The sequence below is a fragment of the Pseudomonas sp. Leaf48 genome, from assembly GCF_001421885.1.
GTDB lineage: Bacteria > Pseudomonadota > Gammaproteobacteria > Pseudomonadales > Pseudomonadaceae > Aquipseudomonas.
Genome location: NZ_LMLH01000004.1, coordinates 119,549 through 146,198, shown reverse-complemented (window position 1 = coordinate 146,198; position 26,650 = coordinate 119,549). Strand labels below are relative to the sequence as shown.

The 26,650-nt window shown below is 58.9% G+C and carries 16 protein-coding genes; 13 read left to right on the top strand and 3 right to left on the bottom strand.

What is annotated here, in order from left to right; translation table 11 throughout:
- Positions 1–146: 146 nt before the first annotated feature.
- The 12 genes from ASE98_RS05095 (at position 147) to glmS (ending at position 11,546) form a co-directional block, all read left to right on the top strand.
- Positions 147–554 carry a F0F1 ATP synthase subunit I gene (locus ASE98_RS05095; protein ID WP_007985054.1) on the top strand — a complete coding sequence of 136 codons (408 nt, stop codon included), beginning with the start codon at positions 147–149 and terminating at the stop codon, positions 552–554.
- A gap of 16 nt (positions 555–570) precedes the next feature.
- Positions 571–1,440 carry a F0F1 ATP synthase subunit A gene (gene atpB / locus ASE98_RS05090; protein WP_060540277.1) on the top strand — a complete coding sequence of 290 codons (870 nt, stop codon included), beginning with the start codon at positions 571–573 and terminating at the stop codon, positions 1,438–1,440.
- 133 nt (positions 1,441–1,573) lie between these two features.
- Positions 1,574–1,831 (top strand): F0F1 ATP synthase subunit C, encoded by a 258-nt coding sequence (gene atpE / locus ASE98_RS05085; protein WP_003097235.1) that lies wholly within the window; start codon positions 1,574–1,576, stop codon positions 1,829–1,831.
- Positions 1,832–1,889: 58 nt separating this feature from the next.
- A complete protein-coding gene (locus ASE98_RS05080; protein ID WP_060540276.1) occupies positions 1,890–2,360 on the top strand; it encodes a F0F1 ATP synthase subunit B in 471 nt (156 codons plus the stop codon).
- 12 nt (positions 2,361–2,372) lie between these two features.
- Positions 2,373–2,909 carry a F0F1 ATP synthase subunit delta gene (locus tag ASE98_RS05075; RefSeq protein ID WP_060540275.1) on the top strand — a complete coding sequence of 179 codons (537 nt, stop codon included), beginning with the start codon at positions 2,373–2,375 and terminating at the stop codon, positions 2,907–2,909.
- A 21-nt stretch (positions 2,910–2,930) separates the two neighbouring features.
- On the top strand, positions 2,931–4,475 hold the full coding sequence (gene atpA / locus ASE98_RS05070) for a F0F1 ATP synthase subunit alpha (RefSeq protein WP_030132553.1): 1,545 nt from the start codon (positions 2,931–2,933) through the stop codon (positions 4,473–4,475).
- A gap of 50 nt (positions 4,476–4,525) precedes the next feature.
- The gene (atpG, locus tag ASE98_RS05065) at positions 4,526–5,386 is read left to right on the top strand and encodes a F0F1 ATP synthase subunit gamma (protein WP_008045673.1); all 861 of its coding nucleotides are present in this window, start codon (positions 4,526–4,528) and stop codon (positions 5,384–5,386) included.
- A gap of 27 nt (positions 5,387–5,413) precedes the next feature.
- Positions 5,414–6,793 (top strand): F0F1 ATP synthase subunit beta, encoded by a 1,380-nt coding sequence (atpD, locus tag ASE98_RS05060; RefSeq protein WP_060540274.1) that lies wholly within the window; start codon positions 5,414–5,416, stop codon positions 6,791–6,793.
- Between the two features lie 45 nt (positions 6,794–6,838).
- A complete protein-coding gene (locus ASE98_RS05055) occupies positions 6,839–7,264 on the top strand; it encodes a F0F1 ATP synthase subunit epsilon (RefSeq protein ID WP_028620319.1) in 426 nt (141 codons plus the stop codon).
- Positions 7,265–7,375: 111 nt separating this feature from the next.
- The gene (gene glmU / locus ASE98_RS05050; protein WP_060540273.1) at positions 7,376–8,743 is read left to right on the top strand and encodes a bifunctional UDP-N-acetylglucosamine diphosphorylase/glucosamine-1-phosphate N-acetyltransferase GlmU; all 1,368 of its coding nucleotides are present in this window, start codon (positions 7,376–7,378) and stop codon (positions 8,741–8,743) included.
- Positions 8,744–8,935: 192 nt separating this feature from the next.
- Positions 8,936–9,712, top strand: a complete 777-nt coding sequence (locus tag ASE98_RS05045; RefSeq protein WP_060540272.1) for a DeoR/GlpR family DNA-binding transcription regulator — start codon at positions 8,936–8,938, stop codon at positions 9,710–9,712.
- A gap of 1 nt (position 9,713) precedes the next feature.
- Complete coding sequence (gene glmS, locus ASE98_RS05040) at positions 9,714–11,546, top strand: glutamine--fructose-6-phosphate transaminase (isomerizing) (RefSeq protein WP_060540271.1); 1,833 nt, start codon at positions 9,714–9,716, stop codon at positions 11,544–11,546.
- 179 nt (positions 11,547–11,725) lie between these two features.
- Here the strand turns inward: glmS and ASE98_RS05035 are convergent, their stop codons facing one another.
- Genes ASE98_RS05035 through ASE98_RS05025 form a run of 3 tightly spaced genes read right to left on the bottom strand, consistent with a single transcriptional unit; the run spans position 11,726 to position 16,139 of the window.
- Positions 11,726–13,054, bottom strand: a complete 1,329-nt coding sequence (locus ASE98_RS05035) for a TolC family outer membrane protein (RefSeq protein WP_060540270.1) — start codon at positions 13,052–13,054, stop codon at positions 11,726–11,728.
- 1 nt (position 13,055) lies between these two features.
- Entirely contained in the window at positions 13,056–14,396 is a 1,341-nt protein-coding gene (locus ASE98_RS05030; RefSeq protein WP_060540269.1) for an HlyD family type I secretion periplasmic adaptor subunit, read from the bottom strand.
- A gap of 6 nt (positions 14,397–14,402) precedes the next feature.
- A complete protein-coding gene (locus tag ASE98_RS05025) occupies positions 14,403–16,139 on the bottom strand; it encodes a type I secretion system permease/ATPase (protein WP_060540268.1) in 1,737 nt (578 codons plus the stop codon).
- A gap of 671 nt (positions 16,140–16,810) precedes the next feature.
- Between ASE98_RS05025 and ASE98_RS05020 the strand changes: the two genes are divergently transcribed.
- Entirely contained in the window at positions 16,811–26,608 is a 9,798-nt protein-coding gene (locus ASE98_RS05020; RefSeq protein ID WP_442962693.1) for a peroxidase family protein, read from the top strand.
- Positions 26,609–26,650 lie beyond the last annotated feature (42 nt).

The window sequence follows — 26,650 nt, the reverse complement described above, 5'->3', positions numbered from 1 at the left end:
CAATTCCCCATGTAGCGTGCAGTCGGAAATCACTACCTGACAGTTGAATAGGGGCTGAACCGCCCCTATACTCTGCGCGCATTTTGTCGGCACAAATTATGCCAAGTTATTGAATTTCGGCAGCCGACCATGGGAGAGAAAAAGTGATGGAGACCCGCACGCCAAACCGCTTGCCGTTCCATCGCCTGGCAGTTTTCCCGGTGTTGATGGCTCAATTTGTCGTTCTGCTCATTGCCGCTTTGGCGCTCTGGCAGCGGTATGGAGTTGTTGCCGGGTACTCGGGACTCTGCGGAGGCCTGATCGCCTTGCTACCCAATGTTTATTTTGCCCACAGGGCGTTCCGGTTTTCCGGTGCCCGGGCAGCTCAAGCCATCGTCCGGTCTTTTTATGCCGGCGAGGCGGGCAAACTGATTTTGACGGCGGTGCTTTTTGCATTGACGTTTGCAGGTGTGAAGCCACTGGCGCCGCTAGCTGTATTCGGCGTCTTCGTGCTGACCCAACTGGTCAGCTGGTTCGCTCCCCTGCTGATGAGAACAAGACTTTCGAGACCTTAGGGCGTTTGAGGCAACCATGGCAGAGACAACCGCTTCGGGCTATATCCAGCACCACTTGCAGAACCTGACCTTCGGTCAGCTACCCAACGGCGGCTGGGGCTTTGCTCACACCGCAGCAGAAGCCAAAGAAATGGGCTTCTGGGCTTTCCACGTCGATACCCTCGGCTGGTCGGTCGCTCTGGGTCTGATCTTCGTACTTCTTTTCCGCATGGCGGCAAAGAAAGCGACTTCGGGTCAGCCGGGTGCTTTGCAGAACTTCGTTGAAGTATTGGTCGAATTCGTCGATGGCAGCGTGAAAGACAGCTTCCATGGCCGTAGCCCGGTGATTGCACCGCTGGCACTGACCATCTTCGTCTGGGTGTTCCTGATGAACGCCGTCGACCTGGTACCGGTCGACTGGATTCCTCAACTGGCCATCCTGATTTCCGGCGACCCCCACATCCCGTTCCGCGCTGTGTCGACTACCGACCCGAACGCGACCCTGGGCATGGCGATCTCGGTTTTCGCACTGATCATTTTCTACAGCATCAAGGTCAAGGGCATCGGCGGCTTCATCGGCGAACTGACCCTGCACCCGTTCGGCAGCAAGAACATTTTCGTTCAAGCCCTGCTGATCCCGGTGAACTTCCTGCTGGAATTCGTGACACTGATCGCCAAGCCGATCTCCCTGGCTCTGCGTCTGTTCGGCAACATGTACGCCGGCGAGCTGGTCTTCATTCTGATTGCTGTGATGTTCGGCAGCGGTCTGCTCTGGCTTAGTGGCCTGGGCGTAGTTCTGCAGTGGGCGTGGGCTGTGTTCCACATCCTGATCATCACCCTGCAGGCTTTCATCTTCATGATGCTGACCATCGTCTACCTGTCGATGGCACACGAAGAAAACCATTAAGACCAGTTTCGACTAGTCTGATGTCCCTCCCCGTCAAAAGGGAGGGGGCTCCTCACGGGGCATCTGAAACGATTTGTTTTACCGCTTTAATCTAAAAAACCTAAACCATACGACGTAAAAGTCGGGAGGAAAGATGGAAACTGTAGTTGGTCTAACCGCTATCGCTGTTGCACTGTTGATCGGCCTGGGCGCACTGGGTACCGCAATTGGTTTCGGCCTGCTGGGCGGCAAGTTCCTGGAAGGCGCAGCGCGTCAGCCAGAAATGGTTCCAATGCTGCAAGTTAAAATGTTCATCGTTGCCGGTCTGCTCGACGCCGTAACCATGATCGGTGTTGGTATCGCTCTGTTCTTCACCTTTGCGAACCCGTTCGTTGGTCAGATCGCTGGCTGATTACTCGGATCTTCCGGGTAATTTGGTGTGATGGACAACGTAACTGCGAGGTGTTGGCGTGAACATTAATGCGACCCTGATTGGCCAGTCCGTTGCGTTCCTGATTTTTGTACTGTTCTGCATGAAGTTCGTATGGCCTCCGGTCATCGCGGCTCTGCACGAACGTCAAAAGAAGATCGCTGATGGTCTGGACGCTGCCAGCCGAGCAGCTCGCGACCTGGAGTTGGCCCAAGAGAAAGCGGGTCAGCAACTGCGCGAAGCGAAAGCTCAGGCAGCTGAAATCATCGAGCAAGCCAAGAAACGCGGTAATCAGATTGTTGAAGAGGCTGTTGAAAAAGCCCGTATCGACGCTGACCGTGTGAAGGTTCAGGCTCAGGCCGAGATCGAACAGGAACTGAACAGCGTCAAAGACGCGCTGCGCGCCCAAGTGGGTAGCCTGGCCGTTGGCGGTGCTGCGAAGATCCTGGGTGCCACAATCGATCAAAACGCGCACGCAGAGCTGGTTAACCAACTGGCTGCTGAAATCTAAGCGAGGGCGATCATGGCAGAACTGACCACGTTGGCCCGACCTTACGCTAAGGCGGCCTTCGAGCACGCTCAGGCCCACCAGCAACTGGCCAATTGGTCAGCCATGCTCGGCCTGGCAGCAGCGGTGTCGCAAGACGACACCATGCAGCGCGTGCTCAAGGCCCCGCGACTGACGAGCGCAGAAAAGGCCGCCACGTTCATTGACGTGTGCGGCGACAAGTTTGATGCCAAGGCACAGAACTTCATCAACGTCGTTGCCGAAAACGAACGTCTCCTGCTGTTGCCGGAGATCGCCGCTCTGTTTGACCTGTACAAGGCCGAACAAGAGAAATCGGTAGACGTAGAAGTGACCAGTGCTTTTGCATTGAACCAAGAACAGCAAGACAAACTCGCCAAGGTTCTCAGTGCACGACTCAACCGGGAAGTGCGCCTGCAAGTCGAGGAAGACAAATCCCTTATTGGGGGCGTTGTCATCCGCGCCGGCGACCTGGTTATCGATGGCTCGATTCGCGGCAAAATCGCGAAACTTGCCGAAGCATTGAAATCTTGAGTTTGAAGGGGCAGCAGAGCAATGCAGCAACTCAATCCTTCCGAAATAAGTGAAATTATCAAGGGCCGCATCGACAAGCTCGATGTGACCTCCCAAGCCCGTAACGAAGGCACTGTCGTCAGCGTATCTGACGGTATCGTGCGGATTCACGGTCTGGCCGACGTAATGTACGGCGAGATGATCGAGTTTCCGGGCGGCGTCTTCGGTATGGCCCTCAACCTGGAGCAAGACTCCGTAGGTGCCGTTGTATTGGGCGCATACCAGTCTCTGGCTGAAGGCATGAGCGCCAAGTGCACTGGCCGCATCCTGGAAGTTCCGGTTGGTAAGGAACTGCTGGGTCGCGTTGTCGACGCACTGGGTAACCCAGTTGATGGCAAAGGTCCACTGGGCAACACCGAGACCGACGCGGTCGAGAAAGTTGCTCCAGGCGTGATCTGGCGTAAGTCGGTAGACCAGCCTGTACAGACTGGCTACAAGGCTGTCGATGCCATGATCCCTGTCGGCCGTGGCCAGCGTGAGCTGATCATCGGTGACCGTCAGATCGGTAAAACCGCTCTGGCGATCGACGCGATCATCAACCAGAAGAACAGCGGCATTTTCTGCGTATACGTAGCGATCGGTCAGAAACAATCGACCATCGCCAACGTGGTTCGCAAGCTGGAAGAAAACGGCGCCCTGGCCAACACGATCATCGTGGCTGCCAGTGCTTCGGAATCTCCTGCGCTGCAATTCCTGGCACCGTACTCCGGTTGCACCATGGGCGAATTCTTCCGCGACCGCGGTGAAGACGCGCTGATCGTTTATGACGATCTGTCCAAGCAAGCAGTGGCTTACCGCCAGATTTCCCTGCTGCTGCGCCGTCCACCAGGCCGTGAAGCTTACCCAGGCGACGTGTTCTATCTCCACTCCCGTCTGCTGGAGCGCGCATCCCGCGTTTCGGAAGAGTACGTAGAGAAGTTCACCAACGGCGCAGTGACCGGCAAAACCGGCTCCCTGACCGCATTGCCGATCATCGAAACCCAGGCTGGCGACGTTTCCGCGTTCGTTCCGACCAACGTGATTTCCATCACCGACGGTCAGATCTTCCTGGAATCGGCCATGTTCAACTCGGGCATCCGTCCTGCAGTGAACGCCGGTGTTTCGGTATCCCGTGTGGGTGGTGCCGCTCAGACCAAGATCATCAAGAAGCTCTCCGGTGGTATCCGTACCGCTCTGGCTCAGTACCGTGAACTGGCGGCATTCGCCCAGTTCGCTTCTGACCTGGACGAAGCGACCCGTAAGCAACTTGAGCATGGTCAGCGCGTTACCGAGCTGATGAAGCAGAAGCAATACGCACCAATGTCGATCGCTGACATGGCGCTGTCGCTGTATGCCGCTGAGCGTGGGTTCCTGACTGACGTTGAAATCGCCAAGATCGGCAGCTTCGAGCAAGCGCTGATTGCTTTCTTCAACCGCGATCACGCCGATTTGATGGCGAAGATCAACGTGAAAGGTGACTTCAATGACGAAATCGACGCTGGCATGAAAGCCGGTATCGAGAAGTTCAAGGCCACCCAAACCTGGTAAGCCGCAGCGGGAGCCGCAAGGCTCCCGCTTGCTAACCTGATAGGTGTTACATGGCAGGCGCAAAAGAGATTCGCAGTAAGATTGCGAGCATCAAAAGCACGCAAAAGATTACCAGCGCCATGGAAAAAGTGGCGGTCAGCAAAATGCGCAAGGCACAAATGCGCATGGCTGCTAGCCGTCCTTATGCGGAGCGCATCCGCCAGGTTATTGGGCATCTGGCCAACGCCAACCCGGAATACCGCCACCCGTTCATGATCGACCGCGAAATCAAGCGTGTAGGTTATGTCGTAGTGAGCAGTGACCGTGGTCTGTGCGGTGGCTTGAACACCAACCTGTTCAAGGCCCTGGTCAAGGACATGGCGGTAAACCGCGAAAACGGCGTCGAGATTGATCTGTGTGTCGTTGGTAGCAAGGGTGCGGCCTTTTTCCGCAACTTCGGCGGTAACGTCGTTGCAGCTATCAGCCACCTGGGTGAAGAGCCGTCGATCAATGATCTGATCGGCAGCGTCAAGGTGATGCTGGATGCCTATCTGGACGGCCGTATTGACCGCCTGTCCGTGGTGTCCAACAAGTTCATCAACACCATGACGCAACAGCCTACCGTGGAGCAATTGATTCCACTGGTGGCAACCCCGGATCAAGACCTCAAGCACCACTGGGACTATCTCTACGAACCGGATGCCAAAGAGCTGCTTGACGGCTTGATGGTCCGCTACGTTGAGTCGCAGGTCTACCAGGCGGTGGTCGAGAACAACGCGGCTGAACAAGCTGCGCGGATGATCGCGATGAAGAACGCTACCGACAACGCCGGTGATTTGATCAGCGATTTGCAGCTGGTCTACAACAAGGCGCGTCAGGCTGCGATCACCCAAGAGATCTCGGAAATCGTCGGCGGCGCTGCCGCGGTTTAACGGTTCAAATATTCAGAGGATCCAGCTATGAGTAGCGGACGTATCGTTCAAATCATCGGCGCCGTTATCGACGTGGAATTTCCACGCGACAGCGTACCGAGCATCTACAACGCGCTGACTGTACAGAGCGCGGCCGGGACCACCCTGGAAGTTCAGCAGCAGCTGGGCGACGGCGTGGTTCGTACCATTGCGATGGGTTCCACCGAAGGCTTGAAGCGCGGTCTGGACGTAGTCGACTCTGGCGCAGCCATTTCCGTTCCAGTCGGTAAAGCGACCCTGGGCCGTATCATGGACGTCCTCGGCAACCCGATCGACGAAGCAGGTCCAATCGACACCGACGAGCGTTGGGGCATTCACCGTCCAGCGCCTTCGTTCGCTGAACAGGCAGGCGGCAACGACCTGCTGGAAACCGGCATCAAGGTTATCGACCTGGTTTGCCCGTTTGCCAAAGGCGGTAAAGTCGGTCTGTTCGGTGGTGCCGGTGTAGGCAAAACCGTAAACATGATGGAACTGATCCGTAACATCGCCATCGAGCACAGCGGTTATTCCGTGTTCGCCGGTGTGGGTGAGCGTACTCGTGAGGGTAACGACTTCTACCACGAGATGAAGGATTCCAACGTTCTGGACAAAGTGGCACTGGTTTACGGTCAGATGAACGAGCCGCCGGGTAACCGTCTGCGCGTAGCACTGACCGGCCTGACCATGGCCGAGAAGTTCCGTGACGAAGGTAACGACGTTCTGCTGTTCGTCGACAACATCTATCGTTACACCCTGGCCGGTACTGAAGTATCCGCACTGCTGGGCCGTATGCCTTCGGCAGTAGGTTACCAGCCGACCCTGGCTGAAGAGATGGGCGTTCTGCAAGAACGTATCACTTCCACCAAGGAAGGTTCGATCACTTCGATCCAAGCGGTATACGTACCTGCGGATGACTTGACCGACCCGTCGCCAGCGACCACCTTCGCCCACTTGGACGCCACCGTCGTTCTGTCCCGTGACATCGCTTCCCTGGGTATCTACCCAGCGGTCGATCCACTTGACTCGACTTCGCGCCAGCTGGACCCGAACGTAATCGGCCAGGACCACTACGACACCGCTCGCGGCGTTCAGTACGTTCTGCAGCGTTACAAAGAACTGAAGGACATCATTGCGATCCTGGGTATGGACGAGCTGTCGGAAGCCGACAAGCAGTTGGTAAACCGTGCTCGTAAGATCCAGCGCTTCTTGTCGCAGCCGTTCTTCGTGGCTGAAGTCTTCACCGGTGCATCGGGTAAATACGTTTCCCTGAAAGACACCATTGCTGGCTTCAAAGGCATCCTCAACGGTGACTACGACCACCTGCCAGAACAAGCGTTCTACATGGTTGGCGGCATCGAAGAAGCGATCGAGAAAGCCAAGAAACTGTAATCCCGGCGCCCGGCAACGGGCGCTAATTTAGGTTGAGGCAATCAGATGGCTATGACAGTCCATTGCGATATCGTCAGCGCGGAAGGAGAAATCTTTTCCGGTCTGGTCGAGATGGTGATTGCGCACGGTGCACTGGGTGATCTTGGTATCGCTCTGGGTCACGCGCCGCTGATCACTAATCTGAAGCCAGGGCCGATCCGCCTGGTCAAGCAGGGCGGGGAAGAGGAGGTGTATTACATCTCCGGTGGTTTCCTCGAGGTTCAGCCGAACATGGTCAAGGTTCTTGCCGACACCGTGCAACGTGCTGCCGACCTGGATGAAGCCTCCGCTCAGGAAGCCGTTAAGGCTGCCGAGAAGGCCTTGCATGAACGTGGCGCGGAATTCGATTACGGTTCTGCTGCCGCACGTCTGGCCGAGGCGACAGCTCAGCTGCGCACCGTCCAGCAGATCCGCAAGAAGTTCGGCCATTAAGGCAGCGCTTGTTGTGTGATTGATTAAAAAGGGTAGCCTCGGCTACCCTTTTTCTTTTCCGTTTTTTAAACCCGGTCGCAGCCGCTGACCACCCAGGATTGGTAGCCAGTCATGTCTCTTGAAATCGTTATCCTCGCTGCTGGCCAAGGCACGCGTATGCGCTCGGCGTTGCCGAAAGTCCTGCATCCGATTGCCGGCAACTCGATGCTTGGCCATGTTATCCACAGCGCCCGTCAACTTGATCCACAACGCATTCACGTTGTGATTGGCCATGGCGCCGATGCCGTGCGTGAACGCCTGGCGGCAGATGACCTGAATTTCGTCCTGCAGGACAAACAACTGGGTACTGGCCACGCGGTTGCCCAGGCAGTGCCGTTCATCAAGTCCGATACGGTGCTGGTTTTATACGGCGACGTGCCGTTGATTGAAGTCGAAACCCTGCAACGTCTGCTCAAGCAGGTCGGTCCGCAGCAATTGGGTCTACTGACTGTCGAACTGGATGACCCGACCGGGTACGGTCGCATCGTTCGTGATGGCGCCGGCAAGGTAACCGCCATCGTCGAGCAGAAAGACGCCGATGAAGCCCAACGCCAGATCACTGAAGGCAATACCGGCATCCTGGCATTGCCTTTCGCTCGTCTCGGCGACTGGATGAGCCGACTGTCCAATAACAATGCTCAAGGCGAGTACTACCTCACCGACGTGATCGCCATGGCGGTCAGTGATGGTCTGGTCGTTGCCACTGAGCAACCTCACGACGCCATGGAAGTGCAGGGCGCCAACGACCGCAAGCAGCTTTCCGAACTGGAGCGGCACTACCAACTGCGTGCCGGTCGCCGCTTGATGGCCCAGGGTGTGACGCTGCGCGACCCGGCACGTTTCGACGTTCGCGGCGAAGTGACCGTAGGCCGCGATGTGCTGATCGACATCAACGTGATCCTCGAAGGCAAAGTCGTCATCGAAGACGATGTGGTGATTGGTCCGAACTGCGTGATCAAGGACAGTACCCTGCGCAAAGGCGTACAGATCAAGGCCAACAGCCATATCGAAGGCGCGATTATGGGCGAAGGTAGCGATGCCGGTCCTTTTGCACGCTTGCGTCCAGGCTCCGTGCTGGAAGCGCGTGCCCATGTGGGTAACTTCGTTGAATTGAAGAATGCTCATCTGGGTGAAGGCGCCAAGGCTGGTCACCTGACTTACTTGGGCGACGCCGAGGTCGGCGCGCGGACCAACATCGGCGCCGGTACCATCACCTGCAATTACGACGGTGCCAACAAGTGGAAAACCGTGCTGGGCGAAGACGTGTTCATCGGCTCCAACAACTCGTTGGTGGCACCTGTGGATATCCTCGACGGTGCAACCACGGCGGCGGGTTCGACCATCACTTCGACTGTGGATAAATCCCAGTTGGCCATCGGGCGTGGCCGTCAGAAGAACATCGATGGCTGGAAGCGTCCGGTTAAGATCAAGAAAGTCTGAGTTATCCACAGAATCTGTAGGAGCTGGCTTGCCGGCGATTTCGGTGCATCAGATACACCGTGTCGCCAGAATCGCCAGCAAGCCGGCTCCTACAGTTATCCACAGCTCCTTTTTATCGGCTCACGCTTGACGAAGTTTCGCCGATAGGTTTTGATTGCTTCCGTTATCTTTCGAATCGAAACTTAATCGAACATGTCGAAGCGCAACACGCCACAACGCCGTCACAACATTCTCGCCTTGCTCAATGAGCAGGGCGAAGTCAGTGTGGATGCGCTGGCCAAGCGTTTCGAAACCTCGGAAGTTACGATTCGCAAGGATCTGGCGGCACTCGAAAGCCACGGTTTGCTGCTACGTCGTTACGGCGGCGCTGTCACCATGCCTCAAGAGCTGGTGGCCGACGTCGGTCAGCCGGTTTCCAGGTACAAACAAGCCATTGCCCGCGCCGCCGTTACACGGATTCGCGAGCATGCCCGGATCATTATCGACAGTGGCAGCACGACGGCGGCGATGATTCCGCAACTCGGCCAGCAGCCGGGTCTGGTGGTGATGACCAACTCCCTGCATGTCGCCAATGCCTTGAGCGAACTCGAGCATGAACCGGTGCTATTGATGACCGGCGGCACATGGGACCCGCATTCCGAGTCCTTTCAGGGACAGGTAGCTGAGCAGGTCCTGCGTTCCTACGACTTCGATCAGTTGTTCATCGGAGCCGATGGCATCGATCTGGTTCGCGGTACGACCACCTTCAATGAATTGTTGGGCTTGAGCCGGGTCATGGCCGAAGTCGCCCGCGAAGTCGTTGTAATGGTGGAGGCCGACAAAATCGGCCGCAAGATTCCTAACCTGGAGCTGCCCTGGAGCAGTGTCCATACCCTTATTACCGATGATCGCCTGCCGCTGGAGGCACGGGATCAGATTCAGGCCCGCGGTATCACTTTGATTTGCGCGGCAGTCAGTCAGGAGAAATAGCATGTGCGGAATTGTCGGTGCAGTTGCGGAACGTAATATCACTGCCATCCTGGTCGAAGGCTTGAAGCGTCTGGAATACCGTGGGTATGACAGCGCGGGCGTGGCGGTCTACACCAATGACGAAAAACTCGAACGCCTGCGTCGTCCGGGCAAGGTCAGCGAACTGGAACAGGCACTGGCCGAAGAGCCGCTGGTTGGCCGCCTGGGTATCGCCCACACACGCTGGGCCACCCACGGCGCGCCGTGCGAGCGCAACGCGCACCCGCATTTCTCCGGTGATCTGGCGGTGGTGCACAACGGCATCATCGAAAACCACGAAGCCCTGCGTGAGCAGCTCAAGGCTTTGGGCTATGTGTTCACCTCTGACACCGACACCGAAGTCATCGCTCACCTGCTGAACCACAAACTCAAGGACCTGCACGACCTGAGCGTTGCCCTCAAGGCAACAGTGAAGGAGCTGCACGGTGCTTACGGTCTGTCCGTTATCAGCGCCAAGCAACCAGACCGCCTCGTCGCTGCCCGTAGCGGCAGCCCACTGGTAATCGGCCTGGGCCTGGGTGAAAACTTCCTGGCATCCGACCAGTTGGCCCTGCGTCAGGTTACCGACCGCTTCATGTACCTGGAAGAAGGCGACATCGCCGAAATCCGTCGTGACAGCGTGCAGATCTGGGATGTGAACGGCCAAGCGGTCGAGCGCCAGACGGTGCAATACAGCGACGGTGCCGAAGCCGCCGACAAAGGCGAATTCCGCCACTACATGCTCAAGGAAATCCACGAGCAACCGGCCGTGGTGCAACGCACCCTGGAAGGTCGTTTGAGCCAGAACCAGGTTTTGGTGCAGGCGTTCGGTCCGCAGGCTGCCGAGCTGTTCGCGAAAGTGCGCAACGTACAGATCGTGGCGTGTGGTACCAGCTATCACGCCGGCATGGTCGCCCGTTACTGGCTCGAAGAGCTGGCCGGCATTCCTTGCCAGGTCGAAGTCGCCAGTGAGTTCCGCTACCGCAAAGTCGTGGTCCAGCCTGATACGCTGTTCGTGACCATCTCTCAGTCGGGCGAAACCGCCGACACCCTGGCCGCCCTGCGCAATGCCAAGGAACTGGGTTTCCTCGCCAGCCTGGCGATCTGCAACGTCGGCATCAGCTCGCTGGTGCGCGAGTCCGACCTGACCCTGTTGACTCAGGCTGGTCGTGAAATCGGCGTGGCCTCGACCAAGGCCTTTACTACCCAGTTGGTCGGCTTGCTGCTGCTGACGCTGTCCCTGGGCCAGGTTCGTGGCACCTTGGGCAAAGACGTCGAGGCTACTCTGGTCGAAGAGCTGCGTCGCTTGCCGACTCGCCTGGGCGAAGCGCTGGCCATGGACAGCACTGTGGAAAAAATCGCCGAGCTGTTCGCCGAGAAAAACCACACCCTGTTCCTCGGTCGTGGCGCGCAGTTCCCGGTGGCGATGGAAGGGGCACTCAAGCTCAAGGAAATCTCCTACATCCACGCCGAAGCGTACCCGGCGGGTGAGCTGAAACACGGCCCGCTGGCGCTTGTGGATAACGACATGCCGGTGGTTACCGTAGCGCCGAACAACGAGCTGCTGGAGAAGCTGAAGTCCAACCTTCAGGAAGTCCGCGCCCGTGGTGGTGAGCTGATCGTCTTTGCTGACGAACAGGCTGGCATGACCAACGGCGAAGGCACGCATGTTATCCACATGCCGCACATCCACGACATCCTGTCGCCGATCCTCTACACCATCCCGTTGCAGCTGCTTTCGTACTACGTCGCTGTGCTCAAGGGCACCGACGTAGACCAGCCGCGCAACCTGGCGAAGTCGGTGACTGTGGAATAAGTTATCCACAGGTGGTTGAGCTGCATGGTCCTTGAAAGTTATTCAAGACCGTTAGCTCAACGCAACATGACGGGGCGACAACATCGCCTCGTCATGCTTTTCCCATATCATTCCTGTACAGCCATCCCCTCTGCGACCCGTTCAACCATCATCTGGCTCGAGCGGCTTGCAACTGAACATCAGTTGGTGACCAGAAGTTCCGGGCCGAGGTAGTTGTTGATCTGGTCGATATCGTCGTCACCCAGGCTGCCCACCGAAGACGCCAGGCGCAGGCGCGACATCAAATAACGCAACTTGGCATCGAACAGGTCGTGGCGCGCAACGAAGAGCAGCTCTTCGGCATTGAGCACGTCCGAGTTGGTGCTGGTACCGCCTTCCTTGAAGCCCTTGCGTGTCGAAAGCAGTGAGCGTTCGTTGGACGCTACGGCCTTCTCCAATGCGCGAATACGTTTGGCTCCGCTCTGTATGCCTTGATACTCACGAGTGGTTCCGGTGATGACTTCCTGTCGTGCGGCGTCGAGTTCGTTCAGGGCCTTATCGCTATTGGCGCTGGCCTGACGTGTCAACGCGCTGACGCCGCCACCGGCGAAAAGCGGGACATTGACTTCCAACCCGATCGAGCTGTAGCGGTTGCGTTGATTCAATTCGGAGAGTGATTGGCTGTCACCCGCCGTGTAGCCAGCGATAAAATCCAGTGTTGGCCAGTGACCGGCCCTGGCACGATTCACCTCTTCTTCGGCGAGGTTGCGGCTATGACGGCGCGCATGGATCAGCGGGCTATCTGCCTGGGCTTTGACCAACCAGTCCTGCAGGTTGCTCGGCATCAGCGGCGGTGTGTCGAAGTCCGGACGCAAGGTGGTCAGCGATTCCGGGGTTTCACCAATATATTCCTCGAGCTTGCGACGCGCGTTGACCAGGTTGTCTTGCGCTTCGATCAGTTCGGCTTCGGCCAAGTCGCGGCGAGCGGCCGACTCGTCGATGTCGGTGACGGTGCCGGCACCCAGCTCCATGCGCCGTTTCGCCGAGGCGAGTTGCTCATCGAAGGCACTCAATTTGGACTTGGCCAGGACGATGGTTTCGCTGGCCAGGAGCACATCGAAATAGCTTTCGGCCAGACGCACCGCAGCGTCCTGGCTCTTGGCATCGAATACCGCATTGCTATAGTCGGCACGCTGCTGACCCTGACGGTACTCGGCCATCTTCTGCTTGTTGAATAGTGGCTGGCGCAGGCGCAGGTTGGCGCCCTTGGAGTCGTAGTCCAGATCTCTCTCGATGCCGCTCTGGCGTTGCGTGCCATCGACCTTGTTGTCGTAGGCCGAGGCATTGATCTGCGGTAGCAGGCCGGCCTTGCCAATGGCGCGGTTTTCCTGGCCGGCTTCTTTTTCATGCACGGCGGCCTGGTAGATAGGGCCTTGGTACTGCAACAGATCCCAAGCTTGTTTGAGGTCCATGGCACTGGCCGGCAGGGCCAGCCCTAGCAGGCAGTAGAGCAGGCAATGACGGTCCATTTCATTGTTCCTTGAATGAGCTGTCTACACGTTCGAGCATTGGTTTAAGAAGATAGCTCATCATGTTGCGCTCGCCGGTCTTGATGGTGACGGTGGCGGGCATGCCGGGGCGAATGTGGTTGCTGCCAAGCAGGTCCATGCCTTCGGGCGTGACTTCCACTTGGGCCAGATAGAACGGTTCTTTGCTTTCCTCGTCCATCAGGCGGTCGGCGGAGATGGTTTTCACACGGCCGGGGATGTTTGGCGTCTGGGCATGGTTGAAGGCCGGGAAGGCAATGTCCACGGCAAGGCCCGGGAACATCTTGTCGATGGCCTGCACGGGAATCATTGCGTCGACCTGCAGCGGTTCGTCGACCGGAACGACTTCCATGATCTTGAAGCCGGGCTGAATGACCCCGCCGACGGTGGCAATGCTCAGTGCCTGGACAATGCCATCGATAGGCGACCGAATCACCGTGTGGGTCACTTCATAATCGAGTGCGCGCAAGCGGTCAGCCAGAGTGGTGTTTTCCTTGGCGGTCTCGGTCAGTTGCGATTCGACCTCCTTCAAGTAATCGTGCTGGCGTTGCAGGATGCGCAGCTTGATTTCGGTGGTCTGGCTACGCACGCGAGCGATGTTGTTGAGGTTCTCGGCCTGGCCGGCGGAGAGGTCGGCGTTGCTGCGTTCCAGCTCGAGCAGGCGGTTGCGCGGTACATAGCCTTCGGCCGACAGCACGCGGGTGCCCTGCAGTTCCTGGTTGAGGAAGTTTATCTGCGAAGCGCGGGCGCCATAGACCTGCTGCAAGCCCTTGAGCTGCACGGCCGACGCTGCCAGGGTTTCCTGCAGGATGCTGATTTCTCCGGCGAGACCGGCGCGGCGGGTGTCGAGCAAGCGCTGTTGCAGGTCCATGGCGGCCACCAGGCGGTAGTCATCCTTGAAACGCTTGATTAATTCGGGATCGAAGTTCACCACGGCGCGGCCGTCGCGTTCCGCTTCCAGGCGGTTTTCCACTGTTTTGCTGACAATGTACTGGGCGCTGATCGCCCCCTGTTCGGCGACGGCACGCAACGAGTCGAGGCGAACCACCTCCTGGCCTTTTTTCACTAAATCGCCTTCGCGAACGAGAATGGCCTCCACGGTGCCGCCGCTCAGATGCTGCACAGTTTTGCGATTGCTGGTGATTTTGACTGTGCCTGTCGCTACCACGCCGGCATCCAGCGGCGCCAGCCAGGACCACAGGAGGAAGCCGCCGAAGCCGGCGATCACCAGCCATATGCCCCACCGTGCGGGTTTGCCGACGTCCAGATCTACCACGCTCCTGGGATCGGCTTGAATCATGTCGGTGTGTTGGCTCATGTTCATGATCGGTCACTCCCGTGCTTTGACGGAGGCCAGCGGGGTCGACGCGCCTGCCGGCATGACACTGGCCTTGCGCAGCGCTGCGAATACTTCATCGCGCGTGCCAAGCATCTGCACGCCACCGTCGCGCAGCATCAGCACCTTATCGACGGCGCAGAGTACGTTGGGACGGTGGGAGATCAGAACGACGGTGGCGCCACGGCCCTTGAGTTCGGCCAGCGCATCGACCAAAGCCTTTTCGCCGACGTCGTCGAGGTTGGCGTTCGGCTCATCCAGCACGATCAGACTGGGTTCGCCATACAAGGCGCGAGCCAAGGCGATGCGTTGCTTCTGGCCACCGGAAAGCGGGCTGCCATCGCTGCTCAGGCAGGTGTCGTAACCCTGCGCAAAACGCAGGATCATCTCGTGCACTCCAGTGATCTTGGCGGCGCGGATGACGGCTTCGCTGTCCACTTCACCAAAGCGCGCAATATTGTCGGCAATGCTGCCTTCGAACAGCTCCACGTCCTGTGGCAGGTAGCCGAGCGAGGGGCCAAGTTCACTCTTGTTCCAGGTGAATATGTCCGCGCCATCCAGGCGCACCTTGCCGGCCTGCGCCGGCCAGACGCCAACCAGCAGGCGGGCGAGGGTGGATTTGCCTGAGGCAGACGGACCGATGATGCCAAGGCTTTCACCGGGGACAAGGCTGAAGCCCACACCGCGCAAAATGGTGTTGTTGGTACCGGGTGCACCGGCATACACATTCTCCACCGCCAACATGCCCTGCGGCCGCTGCAGTGACATGCTCGGTGGCCGACGCGGATAGTCGTGCAGCATCTCGTTGAGCCGACCCCAGGCCGAACGGCAGCCGAGCAGTTGCTTCCACGAGGCGATGACCTGTTCCACCGGGCCCAGTGCGCGGCCGGTGAGGATCGAGCAAGCAATCATCATCCCGGGGGTGATCTTGCCTTCGATCGCCAACAGCGCGCCGGCGCCGAGTATCAGCGACTGCAACGTGATACGTACGAAGCGACCGGTGCTACTGATAACGGCGGCGCGGTCGGAGGCCAGGGTCTGCATTTCCAGAATGCGCAAATGGCTTTGGAACCAGCGCTTGCTGATCGACGGCAGCATGCCCATCGCCTCAATGACCTCGGCGTTGCGCAGGTTGTTGTTGGCGTATTGGGCTGAGGACATGGCCGCCTGATTCGCTTCGGCCAGGGGTTTCTGTGTCGCTTTTTCAGTGAGGTAAGCCAGGCCCATCAGAATCAGCGAACCGATCAGCGTGATCAATCCGAGGATGGGGTGGATCCAGTAGGCGACCAGCAGATAGATCGGTGTCCACGGGGCATCAAAGAAAGCGAACAGGGAATTGCCGGTGACGAACTGACGAACCTGAGAGAGATCTTGCAGGGCCTGGGCCGGATTACCCCCGGCGCGGCTCAAATTGCGCTCGAACGCAGCGTTGAAAATGCGTCGGTTGAGGTCCATGTCAAGGCAGTTACCGACCCGGATCACAACGCGGGTGCGGATCATTTCCAGGGTGGACATCAGCAAGAACAGACCTACCACCAGGACGGTCAGCATCGTCAGCGTCGTGACGTTGCGACTGACCAAGGCTCGATCATAGACCTGCAGCATATAAATGGCTGGCGTCAACATCATGACGTTTATGACGCCGCTGAACCCTGCCAGTAAGTAAAAACTGCGGCGCATGCGAAAGAGAGCGTCGGCCAGTTCGGAACGGATGCTCGACTGCTTGGGCATTTTGATCCTCCCACTTCGAAAAGCGGTTGCCCAACTGGCGCAACAGCTAATAGCAAATGTAGTCCCTGAAACAGCTTTTGGACACGCAGGCTGGTCGCTCTATGGATGGCGAGTCTTTCCGAAATCTCTGCGTTGCTCCCTTATGGAGCAGCGTAGGTCGCGGCGTAACAGTCTGAAATAACATTTCGCTCTATAGTTGCGCTCAACTGCCTATATGTCCTTTAAAAACAGGTAGTTGTGAGAGCAAATCACCAGTCGTCTGTTTTCATGACGTAATATTGACAAAGGATTGCTATGGAACTTTAGTCTTAGTTATCGGGAGGGCTGCCTGTCTGAAGCCTGCCAGCAATTTGGCAGCGCAAGACGCGGTGATTTTCCTGAGAGGAGCAGAGCTATGTCGATCATTGCGTGCTTTATCAGAGGGAATGGGCTGTCCAGGACATTCGCCTTCACTTCCAGATTCCATGGCCCGCCCCGGGCCCGAATTCGCTCCGCCTGATCGCCCGGCGAGCCATTCATTTCGCGAATTTCAGGCGGGTATCCCGGGTCTCGGGTAGCGCCAGCTCTCGCTAAAAAACAAAACCAACAAACTGCACAAGCCAGCACTTGACTTGGCGCGGGAGGACTTTCTCGTCCCGTGCTTTACCCAGACAGATCGAGGGCAATCCAAAATGGCCAATTTCAATCAGTCGGACCTGGAGTTCATCCTCAAGCAAATCTTTATCGCAGAAGCGCATGCCGACGGCGCCAGTCTCAGTGATTTGCTTCCCAATACTCAGGTGCCATTCGGTCTGCGCACCGTTGATGGCAGCTTCAACAACCTGGTGGCCGGGCAAAGCGAGTACGGCGCTGCGGACAATTCCTTCGTGCGCCTGCTTGACCCCTCGTTTCAAGGGGATTACGCCGGGACAGGAGATGTATTCGACGCGCAGCCACGGATTATCAGTAACCTGATCTCTGACCAGACCGCCAACAACCCGGCAGCGGTGGCGGCTAATGGTGGTGCCGCCCCGGTGATCAGCCCCGGTCTGGATGGCATTTTTGGCACAGCTGACGACAAGGATGTGTTCTTCATGCCCAACGAGTCGCCGGACGTCGGCCTGACCGCCGGCTTCAACTCGTGGATGACCTTCTTCGGTCAGTTTTTCGACCACGGCCTCGACCTGGTTACCAAGAGCAGTACCTCCATCGTATTTATTCCGCTGCAGCCGGACGATCCGTTGTACGTATTGGGTAGTCCGACCAATTTCATGGTGCTGTCACGTGCAGTGCGAACTGCCGGCGCCGACGGCCTGGTAGGCACTGCCGATGATGGCCAGCCCAACACCACTTCGCCGTTCGTAGACCAGAGCCAAACCTACAGCTCGCACCCGTCGCACCAGGTGTTCCTACGGGAGTACGTCCTCGATGCGGCAGGTGACCCTGTTGCAACCGGGCGCCTGATTACCAACCGCACTCTCGGCGCCGATGGCCGGTTCGGCACCGCCGATGATGGTGCCGGCGATGGTATGGCGACTTGGGCAGTGGTCAAGGCCCAAGCCCGTGACATTCTCGGTATCAATCTGACCGACGCCGATGTGCACAACGTGCCTCTGCTGGCGACCGATGCGTATGGCAACTTCATCCGCGGGCCGAGTGGCATGCCGCAGGTAGTAGTACGCGTCGGTAACGGTGCTGACGGTATCGCCGGTACTGCTGATGACCTCACTGTACTGGTGGAAGGCAACCGGACTGCTCCCATCAGTCTGGCCAACGCCGTGAGCACCGGACATGCCTTCCTCGACGACATTGCCCATAATGCTGCGCCGGTAGTCGTGGGCGGGGTTCTGCAGGCCGATGGTGACGCCCTGACAGGGAATGCGCAGCCAGTTGGCCCTGGCGGCAATAACCTGACCTATGACAACGAACTGCTCGACGCTCACTACATTGCCGGTGACGGCCGGGTCAACGAGAACATCGGCCTGACTGCCGTGCACCATGTGTTCCACTCCGAGCACAACCGCCTGGTCCAGCAATCCAAGGACACCATCCTTGCTTCCGGCGATCTGGCCTTCCTCAATGAGTGGCTGGTGAACGACGTAGCCGCAATACCGACTACACCCGCCGGTATCGCGGCGTTGGTGTGGGACGGCGAACGCCTGTTCCAGGCCGCCAAGTTCGGCACCGAGATGCAGTATCAGCACCTGGTGTTCGAGGAGTTCGGGCGGACCGTTCAGCCACAGATCGACGAATTTCTGGCACCTAACGGGTATGACACTTCGATCAACCCGGCCATCCTCGCCGAGTTCGCCCACGTGGTGTATCGCTTCGGCCACTCGATGCTGACTGAAACCGTCGATCGCTTCGACCCTGAGTTCAATCCGCTGCTCACTGACCCCAACAACCCGGACTCGCAAATGGGTCTGATCGCAGCCTTCCTCAACCCACTGGCGTTTGCCGGCAGCGGGGCGACTTCGGACGAAGCCGCAGGGGCGATCATTCGCGGGGTGACCCGTCAGTTGGGCAACGAGATCGACGAGTTTGTCACCGAAGCGTTGCGCAATAATCTGCTCGGCCTGCCGCTCGATTTGCCAGCGCTGAATCTGGCGCGTGGTCGCGACACCGGCATCCCCACGTTGAACGAGGCGCGTCGTGAGTTCTTCGCATCAACTGGCGACAGCCAACTCAAGCCCTACAACAGTTGGGCTGACTTGGTGGATAACCTCAAGCACCCCGAGTCGTTGGTCAACTTTATCGCTGCCTATGGTACCCACGGTTCTATTACCGGGGCGACAACGCTGTCAGAAAAACGCGCTGCAGCCTTTGCGCTGGTATTCAATGGCGCTGGTTCGCCTGCTGACCGTCTGGACTTCCTTAACAGCACCGGTGCCTGGGCCAACATAGCGCAATCGGGCGTGACGATCACCGGTCTGGACGACATCGACTTCTGGGTCGGTGGCCTCGCCGAGCAGAAAATGCCGTTCGGCGGCATGCTCGGCTCGACTTTCAACTTCGTGTTTGAAACCCAGATGGAGGCATTGCAGAACGGCGACCGCTTCTACTACCTGTCGCGTGTCGCAGGCCTGAATTTCGGCACCGAGCTGGAAAACAACTCCTTTGCCAAGCTGATGATGCTCAATAGCGACATCACCCACCTGTCGAACACCGTGTTCCTGACTCCGACCTTTACCCTTGAAGTGAATCAGGCCGATCAGTTCACCGGGCTTGGCGCCAACGGCAGTGCCGATCCGACCGGTGGCATCATGATCAACGGCGTGGAAGTCGTGCCCCTGGTGATCCGCAATAACCCAGGCACTGCAGGTCCGGACACCAATTACCTGCAGTATACCGGTGAAGACCACGTCGTCCTGGGCGGCACCGCCGGCAATGACATCCTCATTTCCGGTGAAGGCGATGACACTCTTTACGGCGACGCCGGCAATGACCGCCTCGAAGGTGGTGCCGGGAACGATGCGGTACTGGGCGGCGCGGGCGATGACATCATTTCCGACTCGTTCGGCGACAACCGTCTGGAGGGTAATGACGGCAACGATGTGATCGTGGCTGGCAGCATGCTGGCAGCTGGCAACCTGATTCTGGGTGGCGACGGCCAGGACTTCATCATCACCACCGAAGACATTTCCCTTACCTTCGGCGGCCAGGGTGACGACTTTATCCTGGGTGCCAAGACCAACCTGCCAGCTACCGGTGGCGAAGGCGATGACTGGATCGAGATGGGCACCCAGGACGGTGCGCCTGGCGATAACGCTTCGCCGTTGAACAATGACGACGTGATCGGCAACGACATCTTTGTCGGTGGTCCCGGCTTCGACGAAATGATCGGCGAGGGCGGCGATGACATCTTTACCGGCAGTGATGCCCAGGACAAGATGGACGGCATGTCCGGTTTCGACTGGGTGACCTACAAAAATGACAAATTCGGCATCACGGCTGACCTGAGCCTGGCCGCGCTGGCGCAGCCACACGGTAATGCGCCAAACCAGAACACCGGAGTGTTCAACCCGGTCGGCGCTTCGCCGGCCTCGATTCTCGACCGTTTTGCCGAGGTCGAAGGTTTGTCCGGTTCGAGCTTTGGCGATGTGCTCAGGGGCGATGACGTTGATGCGGACACTATCATCAACCACGGCGGTGCCACGGGCAGTGCGTTGACCAACGTGGCGTTGATCCGCGGACTGGCTCAGTTTCTCGCCGATGCAGGATTGCCGACCACTGGCTTTGCTACGGGCAACATTATCCTCGGCGGCAATGGCAGCGACCTGATCGAGGGTCGTGGTGGCGATGACCTGATCGATGGCGACAAATGGATCAACGTCAGGATTGCCGTTTATGCCCCTGGCGACGTCAACCATACCGGTCCAGAGGTTGCCAGCTTCGACAGCATGGTCGATATGATCCCGTTCATGCTGAACGGCACCTATAACCCTGGTCAGCTCAAGGCCGTGCGGGAGATCCTGCCCGGCACCTCGACGGGCGGGGAGGCCTTCGACACCGCCATTTTCTCCGGGGTCGAGGACGAGTACACGGTTAATCGTGACACCCGCGGCACGCTCGATGTGACAGACGATGTCTGGACGGTGACCGATTCCGTAGCGGGTCGCGACGGCACCGATACGCTGCTGCATATCGAACGCCTGCAGTTTGCCGATAACCAGCAAGTGCTGGTGCCGGGGCTCAATGCCGAACCGGTTGGCAGGCCGGCCATCACCGATGGAAACGGCGGGCCGATCAGGGTGGGCGACACGCTGACCGTCAACGTGGCCGCATTGCGCGATGCCGACAACATCGCGGCGGGTAATCCGCTGGGCACGCTAAATAACTCATCGGTGTCCTACTATTGGCAGTTCGAGGCAACTCCAGGCACCGGCGTATTCGAGGACATCATCCTGTTACCAGCCGGCGACCTGGCGTTCCAGAGCGCCGACGGCACTTCGTTCAAGGTCTCTCCTGACCTCGCCGGGCTGTCGTTGCGGGTCAAGGCGATCTACCAGGATGGTCATGGCACGACTGAAATCGTGTTCTCGCAACCGACTGGCATAGTGGCTGACGGCGCACCAGTTGTGCCGACAGCGCAGACTCCGGTAGTCGATGCCACCGAGGGTGGCCCGGGCCTGAACATGGTCCGCTCCGACCTCAACTTCATCCTTGACCAGATCAGGATTGCCGAGGCTAATGCGGCCGGTCAGGACATCCTCTCGCTGATCCCGAATATCCGCGCGCCGTTGGGCCTGCGTTCGGTGGACGGGTCGAACAACAACCTGCTGAATATCAACGGCACCAACAACACCGGTTTCGGTGCCGCCGATAACACCTTTCCGCGCCTGACCGATCCGGTCTTCAATCCAGCGCAAGGGGCTCCTGCCGGTTTCTTCGGCCCCGGCTCGCCAGCCATTCCGGGGTCGTCGTATCAGCAGACCAGCGGCTCAGTGTTTGACTCGCAGCCGCGCGCCATCAGTAACCTGCTCGTCGACCAGACGTCGAACAACCCGGCGGCCTATGCCGCCGCTTACAACGCGGGTGCGGACGGTCGGCTTAACTTCGGCGCGGTGGGTAACGACGACGTGCTCAAGGATGGCGTACAGATCGTCGCCAGCCCCGGCCTGGATGGTCAGTTCGGCACTGCCGACGACCGCGATGTGTACCTGTTCGAGAACACCACGGCGGATGCCGGGTTATCTGCGCCCTTCAACGGCTGGATGACCTTCTTCGGGCAGTTCTTCGATCATGGTCTGGACCTGGTCAGTAAAGGCGGTTCAGGGACCATATTCATCCCGCTGCAACCGGATGATCCGCTGTTCGTGCCTGGCGGCAACGCCAACTTCATGGTGCTGACCCGCGCGACCAACCAGCCAGGGCCGGATGGCATTCTCGGCAATGCCGATGATATCCATGAGCATACCAACACCACCACGCCGTTCGTGGACCAAAACCAGACCTATAGCTCGCATCCGGCGCACCAGGTGTTCCTGCGTGGATATGTGCTTACCGCCAATGGCCCCGTAGCGACCGGCAATCTGATCACTAACCGTAACCTGGGGCCGGATGGCACGTTTGGTACGGCAGACGACAGCGAAATCGGTGGCATGGCAACCTGGGCTGTGGTCAAGGCTCAGGCCCGTGACATTCTCGGCATCAATCTGACCGACGCCGACATCGCCAGCGGTCCGCTGCTGGCGACTGATGCCTATGGCAACTTCATCAAGGGGCCGAACGGCTTCCCGCAGGTTGTCATACGTGTCAACAACGGGGCGGACGGCCTTCCTGGCACCGCCGACGACGGCACTACCCTTGTCGAAGGCAACCCGGCCAACCCGGTAAACCTCACGAATGCGGTGCGCACCGGCCATGCGTTCCTCGACGACATCGCCCACAACGCCGTACCGGTAGTCGTCGGTGGGGTTCTGCAGGCCGATGGAGACGCCATTGCAGGCAATCCGCAGCCCGTTGGCCCTGGCGGCAACAACCTGACCTACGACAACGAACTGCTTGATGCGCACTACATCGCCGGTGACGGCCGGGTCAACGAAAACATCGGCCTGACCGCAGTGCATGCGATCTTCCACTCCGAGCACAATCGGCTGGTCGCACAGACCAAGGACACCGTGCTCGATTCCAATGACCTGGCCTTCCTCAACGAGTGGCTGCTCACTCCGGTGACCGCGTTGCCAACCAGCCAGGCTGAGATCAATGCGCTGTTGTGGAATGGCGAGCGCTTGTTCCAGGCTGCCAAGTTCGGTACCGAGATGCAGTATCAGCACCTGGTGTTCGAGGAGTTTGCGCGGACCATCCAGCCTAACGTCGATCTGTTCTTCGCACCGACCCAGGTCTATGACGTCGACCTCGACCCATCGATCGTCGCCGAGTTTGCCCACGTGGTTTATCGCTTTGGCCACTCGATGCTGACCGAGACCGTTGATCGTTTCGACGCCAATTACAATGTGGTTGGCGCCGCGAATGATCCTGATCAGCAACTGGGCTTGATCGCGGCGTTCCTCAATCCGCTGGAGTACGCCGCCAGTGGCCTGACGCCAGATGAAGCGACCAGTGCGATCATCCGTGGGGTGACTCGCCAAGCCGGTAACGAACTCGACGAGTTCGTCACCGAGGCGGTGCGTAACAACCTGCTTGGCCTGCCGCTCGACCTGGCGGCGATCAACATCGCCCGTGGCCGCGACGTCGGGATTCCGTCGCTCAATGCGTTCCGCCGCGACATCTACAGCCAAACCGGCGATACCCAACTCAAGCCCTACAACAGCTGGGTCGACCTGGTGCAGCACCTCAAACATCCGGAGTCGTTGATCAACTTCATCGCGGCCTATGGCACGCATAGCACGATCACTTTGGCGACCACGCTGGATGGCAAGCGCGCTGCAGCCTTGGCCCTGGTATTAGGAGGTACTGGTTCGCCGGCTGACCGCCTTGACTTCCTCAACAGCACCGGTGCCTATGCCAACGTGACGCTGCCCGGCAGGGATAACGTAGCGGGCACGGCCGACGACCTGAGGAATGTCACGATTACGGGTGTCGATGCCATCGACATGTGGATCGGCGGCCTGGCCGAACAAAAAACCCCGTTCGGCGGCATGCTCGGCTCGACCTTCAACTTCGTGTTCGAAAACCAGATGGAAAAACTGCAGGACGCCGACCGCTTCTACTACTTGGAGCGCACCTCTGGCCTGTCGTTGAATGCGGAACTTGAAAGCAACTCGTTCGCCAAGCTGATCATGGCCAACTCCTCGGCCACGCACTTGCCGGGCCTGGTGTTCTCGGACCCCGGGTACTATCTGGAAGTGGACCAGACCAAGCAATTCAACGATGACCTTGGCGCCGTCGATCCGCGTGGTCCGAACAATGCGCAAGTGGTGTTCCGCGACAACCCGCTGACAGCGGGGGCGGATACCAACTACATCCGGTACACCGGTGATCAACATATCGTGCTGGGTGGCACCGACAACGCAGACATCCTCATCGCCAGTGAGGGCGATGACACAATCTGGGGTGATGGTGGCAACGATCGCATCGAAGGTGGTGACGGCAACGACCAACTGCGCGGTGGTGCCGGCGACGACATCATCACCGACACTGGCGGTGACGATAATATCCAGGGTGGCGACGGCAACGACGTGCTGCATGGCGGTAACGGCGTCAACCTGATCATTGGCGGCTTCGGCAATGACTTCATCGTGACCGGTGAGGACGCCTCCGAGGCCATTGGTGGCCAGGGCAATGACTTCATCCTGGGCAGCAAAGCCAACGAACAGGACATGGGTAACGAAGGTCACGACTGGATCGAGAAGGGTACTTCGGACGGTGCACCTGGCGACAACTTCGACCCGCTCGGCAACGACCCGATCATCGGCCACGATGTCTACATCGGTGGTAGCGAAAACGACAAGTTCAACGGCGAAGGCGGCGACGACATCATGGTCGGCAGTCTCGGCTTCGGTGACCGCTATATCGGTGGCTCCGGCTTTGACTGGGCGACCTTCAAGGGGCTCGCCCAAGGCGTGTCCATCGATTTCAGCGATCGCTTTTTCGATGTACCGCCGGTTCCTGGATCGGGCGCCTCGACGCTGGTGCGTTTCGACATCATGGAAGGTCTGTCGGGCTCGGCGCATGGGGACTTCCTGCGCGGTGATAGCGTAGATGCCGCCGCTATGGCTACCGCGGGTGCAACCGGCAGCGTGCTGACCAACATCAGCCTGATCGACGGTCTTGCGGATCTGCTACCAGCCGGAGCGACGTTCTTCGATGGCGGCAACATCATACTCGGTGGCAGCGGCAGTGACCTTATCGAAGGTCGCGGTGGTGACGACATCATCGATGGTGACAAGTGGCTGAACGTTCGCATCAGCGTACGGGCCAACATTGATGGCACTGGCGCGGAAATCGCCACGTTCAACAGCATGGAGCCGTTGGTGCCACTGATGGTGAATGGTACCTACAACCCTGGCCAACTGGTCATCGTGCGGGAGATTCTGACCGGCACTGACAACTTCGACACTGCGCTGTACTCCGGGAATATGTCGGAGTACAGCGTCTCTGTCGAAGGCAACGCCGTCATCGTGACCGACCTGGTGGCTGGGCGTGATGGCGTCGATCGCCTGACGGGGATCGAGCGTCTGCAGTTCGCTGACCAGGCAACGGTGACTGGAGCAGGGAGCGGCGTAAACAATGACCTTTCGGGTCGTCTGGGAATCCTTGATGCGGTCACCGGCTTACGTGAAGACTCGCCTGTCGCCGGTCAGCTATTGCGGGTCAGCGGTCGGTCAATACGCGATGCGGACAACGCAAGCGGGGCCAATCCGACCGGAGCAGTTACCGGTGCGATGGCTTACTACTGGCAAGCCGAAACCGTTGCCGGCTCGGGCGTCTATGAAGACATCACCGTTGTCGCCGCAGGCGAGGCATCGCGGGCGACAGGCGCCACCTTCCTGGTGACTGATGATGTCGCGGGTCAGAACATCCGCGTGCGGGCGGTGTATCAGGATGGCGCGGGTACGCTGGAGATTGTCGACTCGTCGGCGAACAACGCGCCGACCGCAGGGCCGACCGTCAATGGGGCTCTGGTGTTGAACCAGGTGTTGACCGCTGATACGTCGAGCATCATCGACATTGATGGCCTCAGCAATCCGCAGTTCACCTTCCAGTGGCAGGCGACCAACGGGGTGATTTTCGTCAACATCCCCGGAGCCACAGCCAGCACGTTCACGCTTGGCCTGGCTCAGGTGGGTAATCAGGTGCGGGTGGTAGTCAGTTACGTGGATGACTTCGGTGTGGCCGAAAGCATTGCGTCGGACCCTTCTGACCTGGTGGCCGTCGGTGAAGTGTTTGTGGGTACCGCCGGTGCAGACATATGGATCGGCACGGCAGGCAACGACGTAGCCAGCGGAGGTGCGGGCAACGACTTACTGCGTGGCTTGGGCGGTGACGATATCCTCAATGGTGACGCGGGCGATGACATTCTCATCGGCGGTGGTGGTGCCGATACGATGGCCGGCGGTGCCGGCGGCGATATCTATGAGGTCACCGACCTTGGGGACGTGGTGAGCGAGCTTGCCGGTGCCGGCAGCGACACGGTCTGGACCTCGCTCGCGAGCTATACGCTGGGAGGTATCTATGAGGTCACCGACCTTGGGGACGTGGTGAGCGAGCTTGCCGGTGCCGGCAGCGACACGGTCTGGACCTCGCTCGCGAGCTATACGCTGGGAGCCAATGTCGAGAATCTGTATTTCGGTGGCATCGGCAACTTTGTGGCCGGTGGCAACGCGCTGGCCAACACGATCGTGGGTGGTGCTGGGAACGATGTCCTCATCGGCGGCGGCGGTGCCGACACGATGGTCGGCGGTACTGGCAGCGATATCTATGAGGTCACCGACCTTGGGGACGTGGTGAGCGAGCTTGCCGGTGCCGGCAGCGACACGGTCTGGACCTCGCTCGCGAGCTATACGCTGGGAGGGCGATATCTATGAGGTCACCGACCTTGGGGACGTGGTGAGCGAGCTYGCCGGTGC

What these genes read in the sequence shown, in the direction of transcription:
- ASE98_RS05095 (WP_007985054.1), top strand. Translation starts at nt 147, where the DNA reads ATGGAGACCCGCACGCCAAACCGCTTGCCGTTCCATCGCCTGGCAGTT.
- atpB (WP_060540277.1), top strand. Translation starts at nt 571, where the DNA reads ATGGCAGAGACAACCGCTTCGGGCTATATCCAGCACCACTTGCAGAAC.
- atpE (WP_003097235.1), top strand. Translation starts at nt 1,574, where the DNA reads ATGGAAACTGTAGTTGGTCTAACCGCTATCGCTGTTGCACTGTTGATC.
- ASE98_RS05075 (WP_060540275.1), top strand. Translation starts at nt 2,373, where the DNA reads ATGGCAGAACTGACCACGTTGGCCCGACCTTACGCTAAGGCGGCCTTC.
- atpA (WP_030132553.1), top strand. Translation starts at nt 2,931, where the DNA reads ATGCAGCAACTCAATCCTTCCGAAATAAGTGAAATTATCAAGGGCCGC.
- atpG (WP_008045673.1), top strand. Translation starts at nt 4,526, where the DNA reads ATGGCAGGCGCAAAAGAGATTCGCAGTAAGATTGCGAGCATCAAAAGC.
- atpD (WP_060540274.1), top strand. Translation starts at nt 5,414, where the DNA reads ATGAGTAGCGGACGTATCGTTCAAATCATCGGCGCCGTTATCGACGTG.
- ASE98_RS05055 (WP_028620319.1), top strand. Translation starts at nt 6,839, where the DNA reads ATGGCTATGACAGTCCATTGCGATATCGTCAGCGCGGAAGGAGAAATC.
- glmU (WP_060540273.1), top strand. Translation starts at nt 7,376, where the DNA reads ATGTCTCTTGAAATCGTTATCCTCGCTGCTGGCCAAGGCACGCGTATG.
- ASE98_RS05045 (WP_060540272.1), top strand. Translation starts at nt 8,936, where the DNA reads ATGTCGAAGCGCAACACGCCACAACGCCGTCACAACATTCTCGCCTTG.
- glmS (WP_060540271.1), top strand. Translation starts at nt 9,714, where the DNA reads ATGTGCGGAATTGTCGGTGCAGTTGCGGAACGTAATATCACTGCCATC.
- ASE98_RS05035 (WP_060540270.1), bottom strand. Translation starts at nt 13,054, where the DNA reads ATGGACCGTCATTGCCTGCTCTACTGCCTGCTAGGGCTGGCCCTGCCG.
- ASE98_RS05030 (WP_060540269.1), bottom strand. Translation starts at nt 14,396, where the DNA reads ATGAACATGAGCCAACACACCGACATGATTCAAGCCGATCCCAGGAGC.
- ASE98_RS05025 (WP_060540268.1), bottom strand. Translation starts at nt 16,139, where the DNA reads ATGCCCAAGCAGTCGAGCATCCGTTCCGAACTGGCCGACGCTCTCTTT.
- ASE98_RS05020 (WP_442962693.1), top strand. Translation starts at nt 16,811, where the DNA reads ATGGCCAATTTCAATCAGTCGGACCTGGAGTTCATCCTCAAGCAAATC.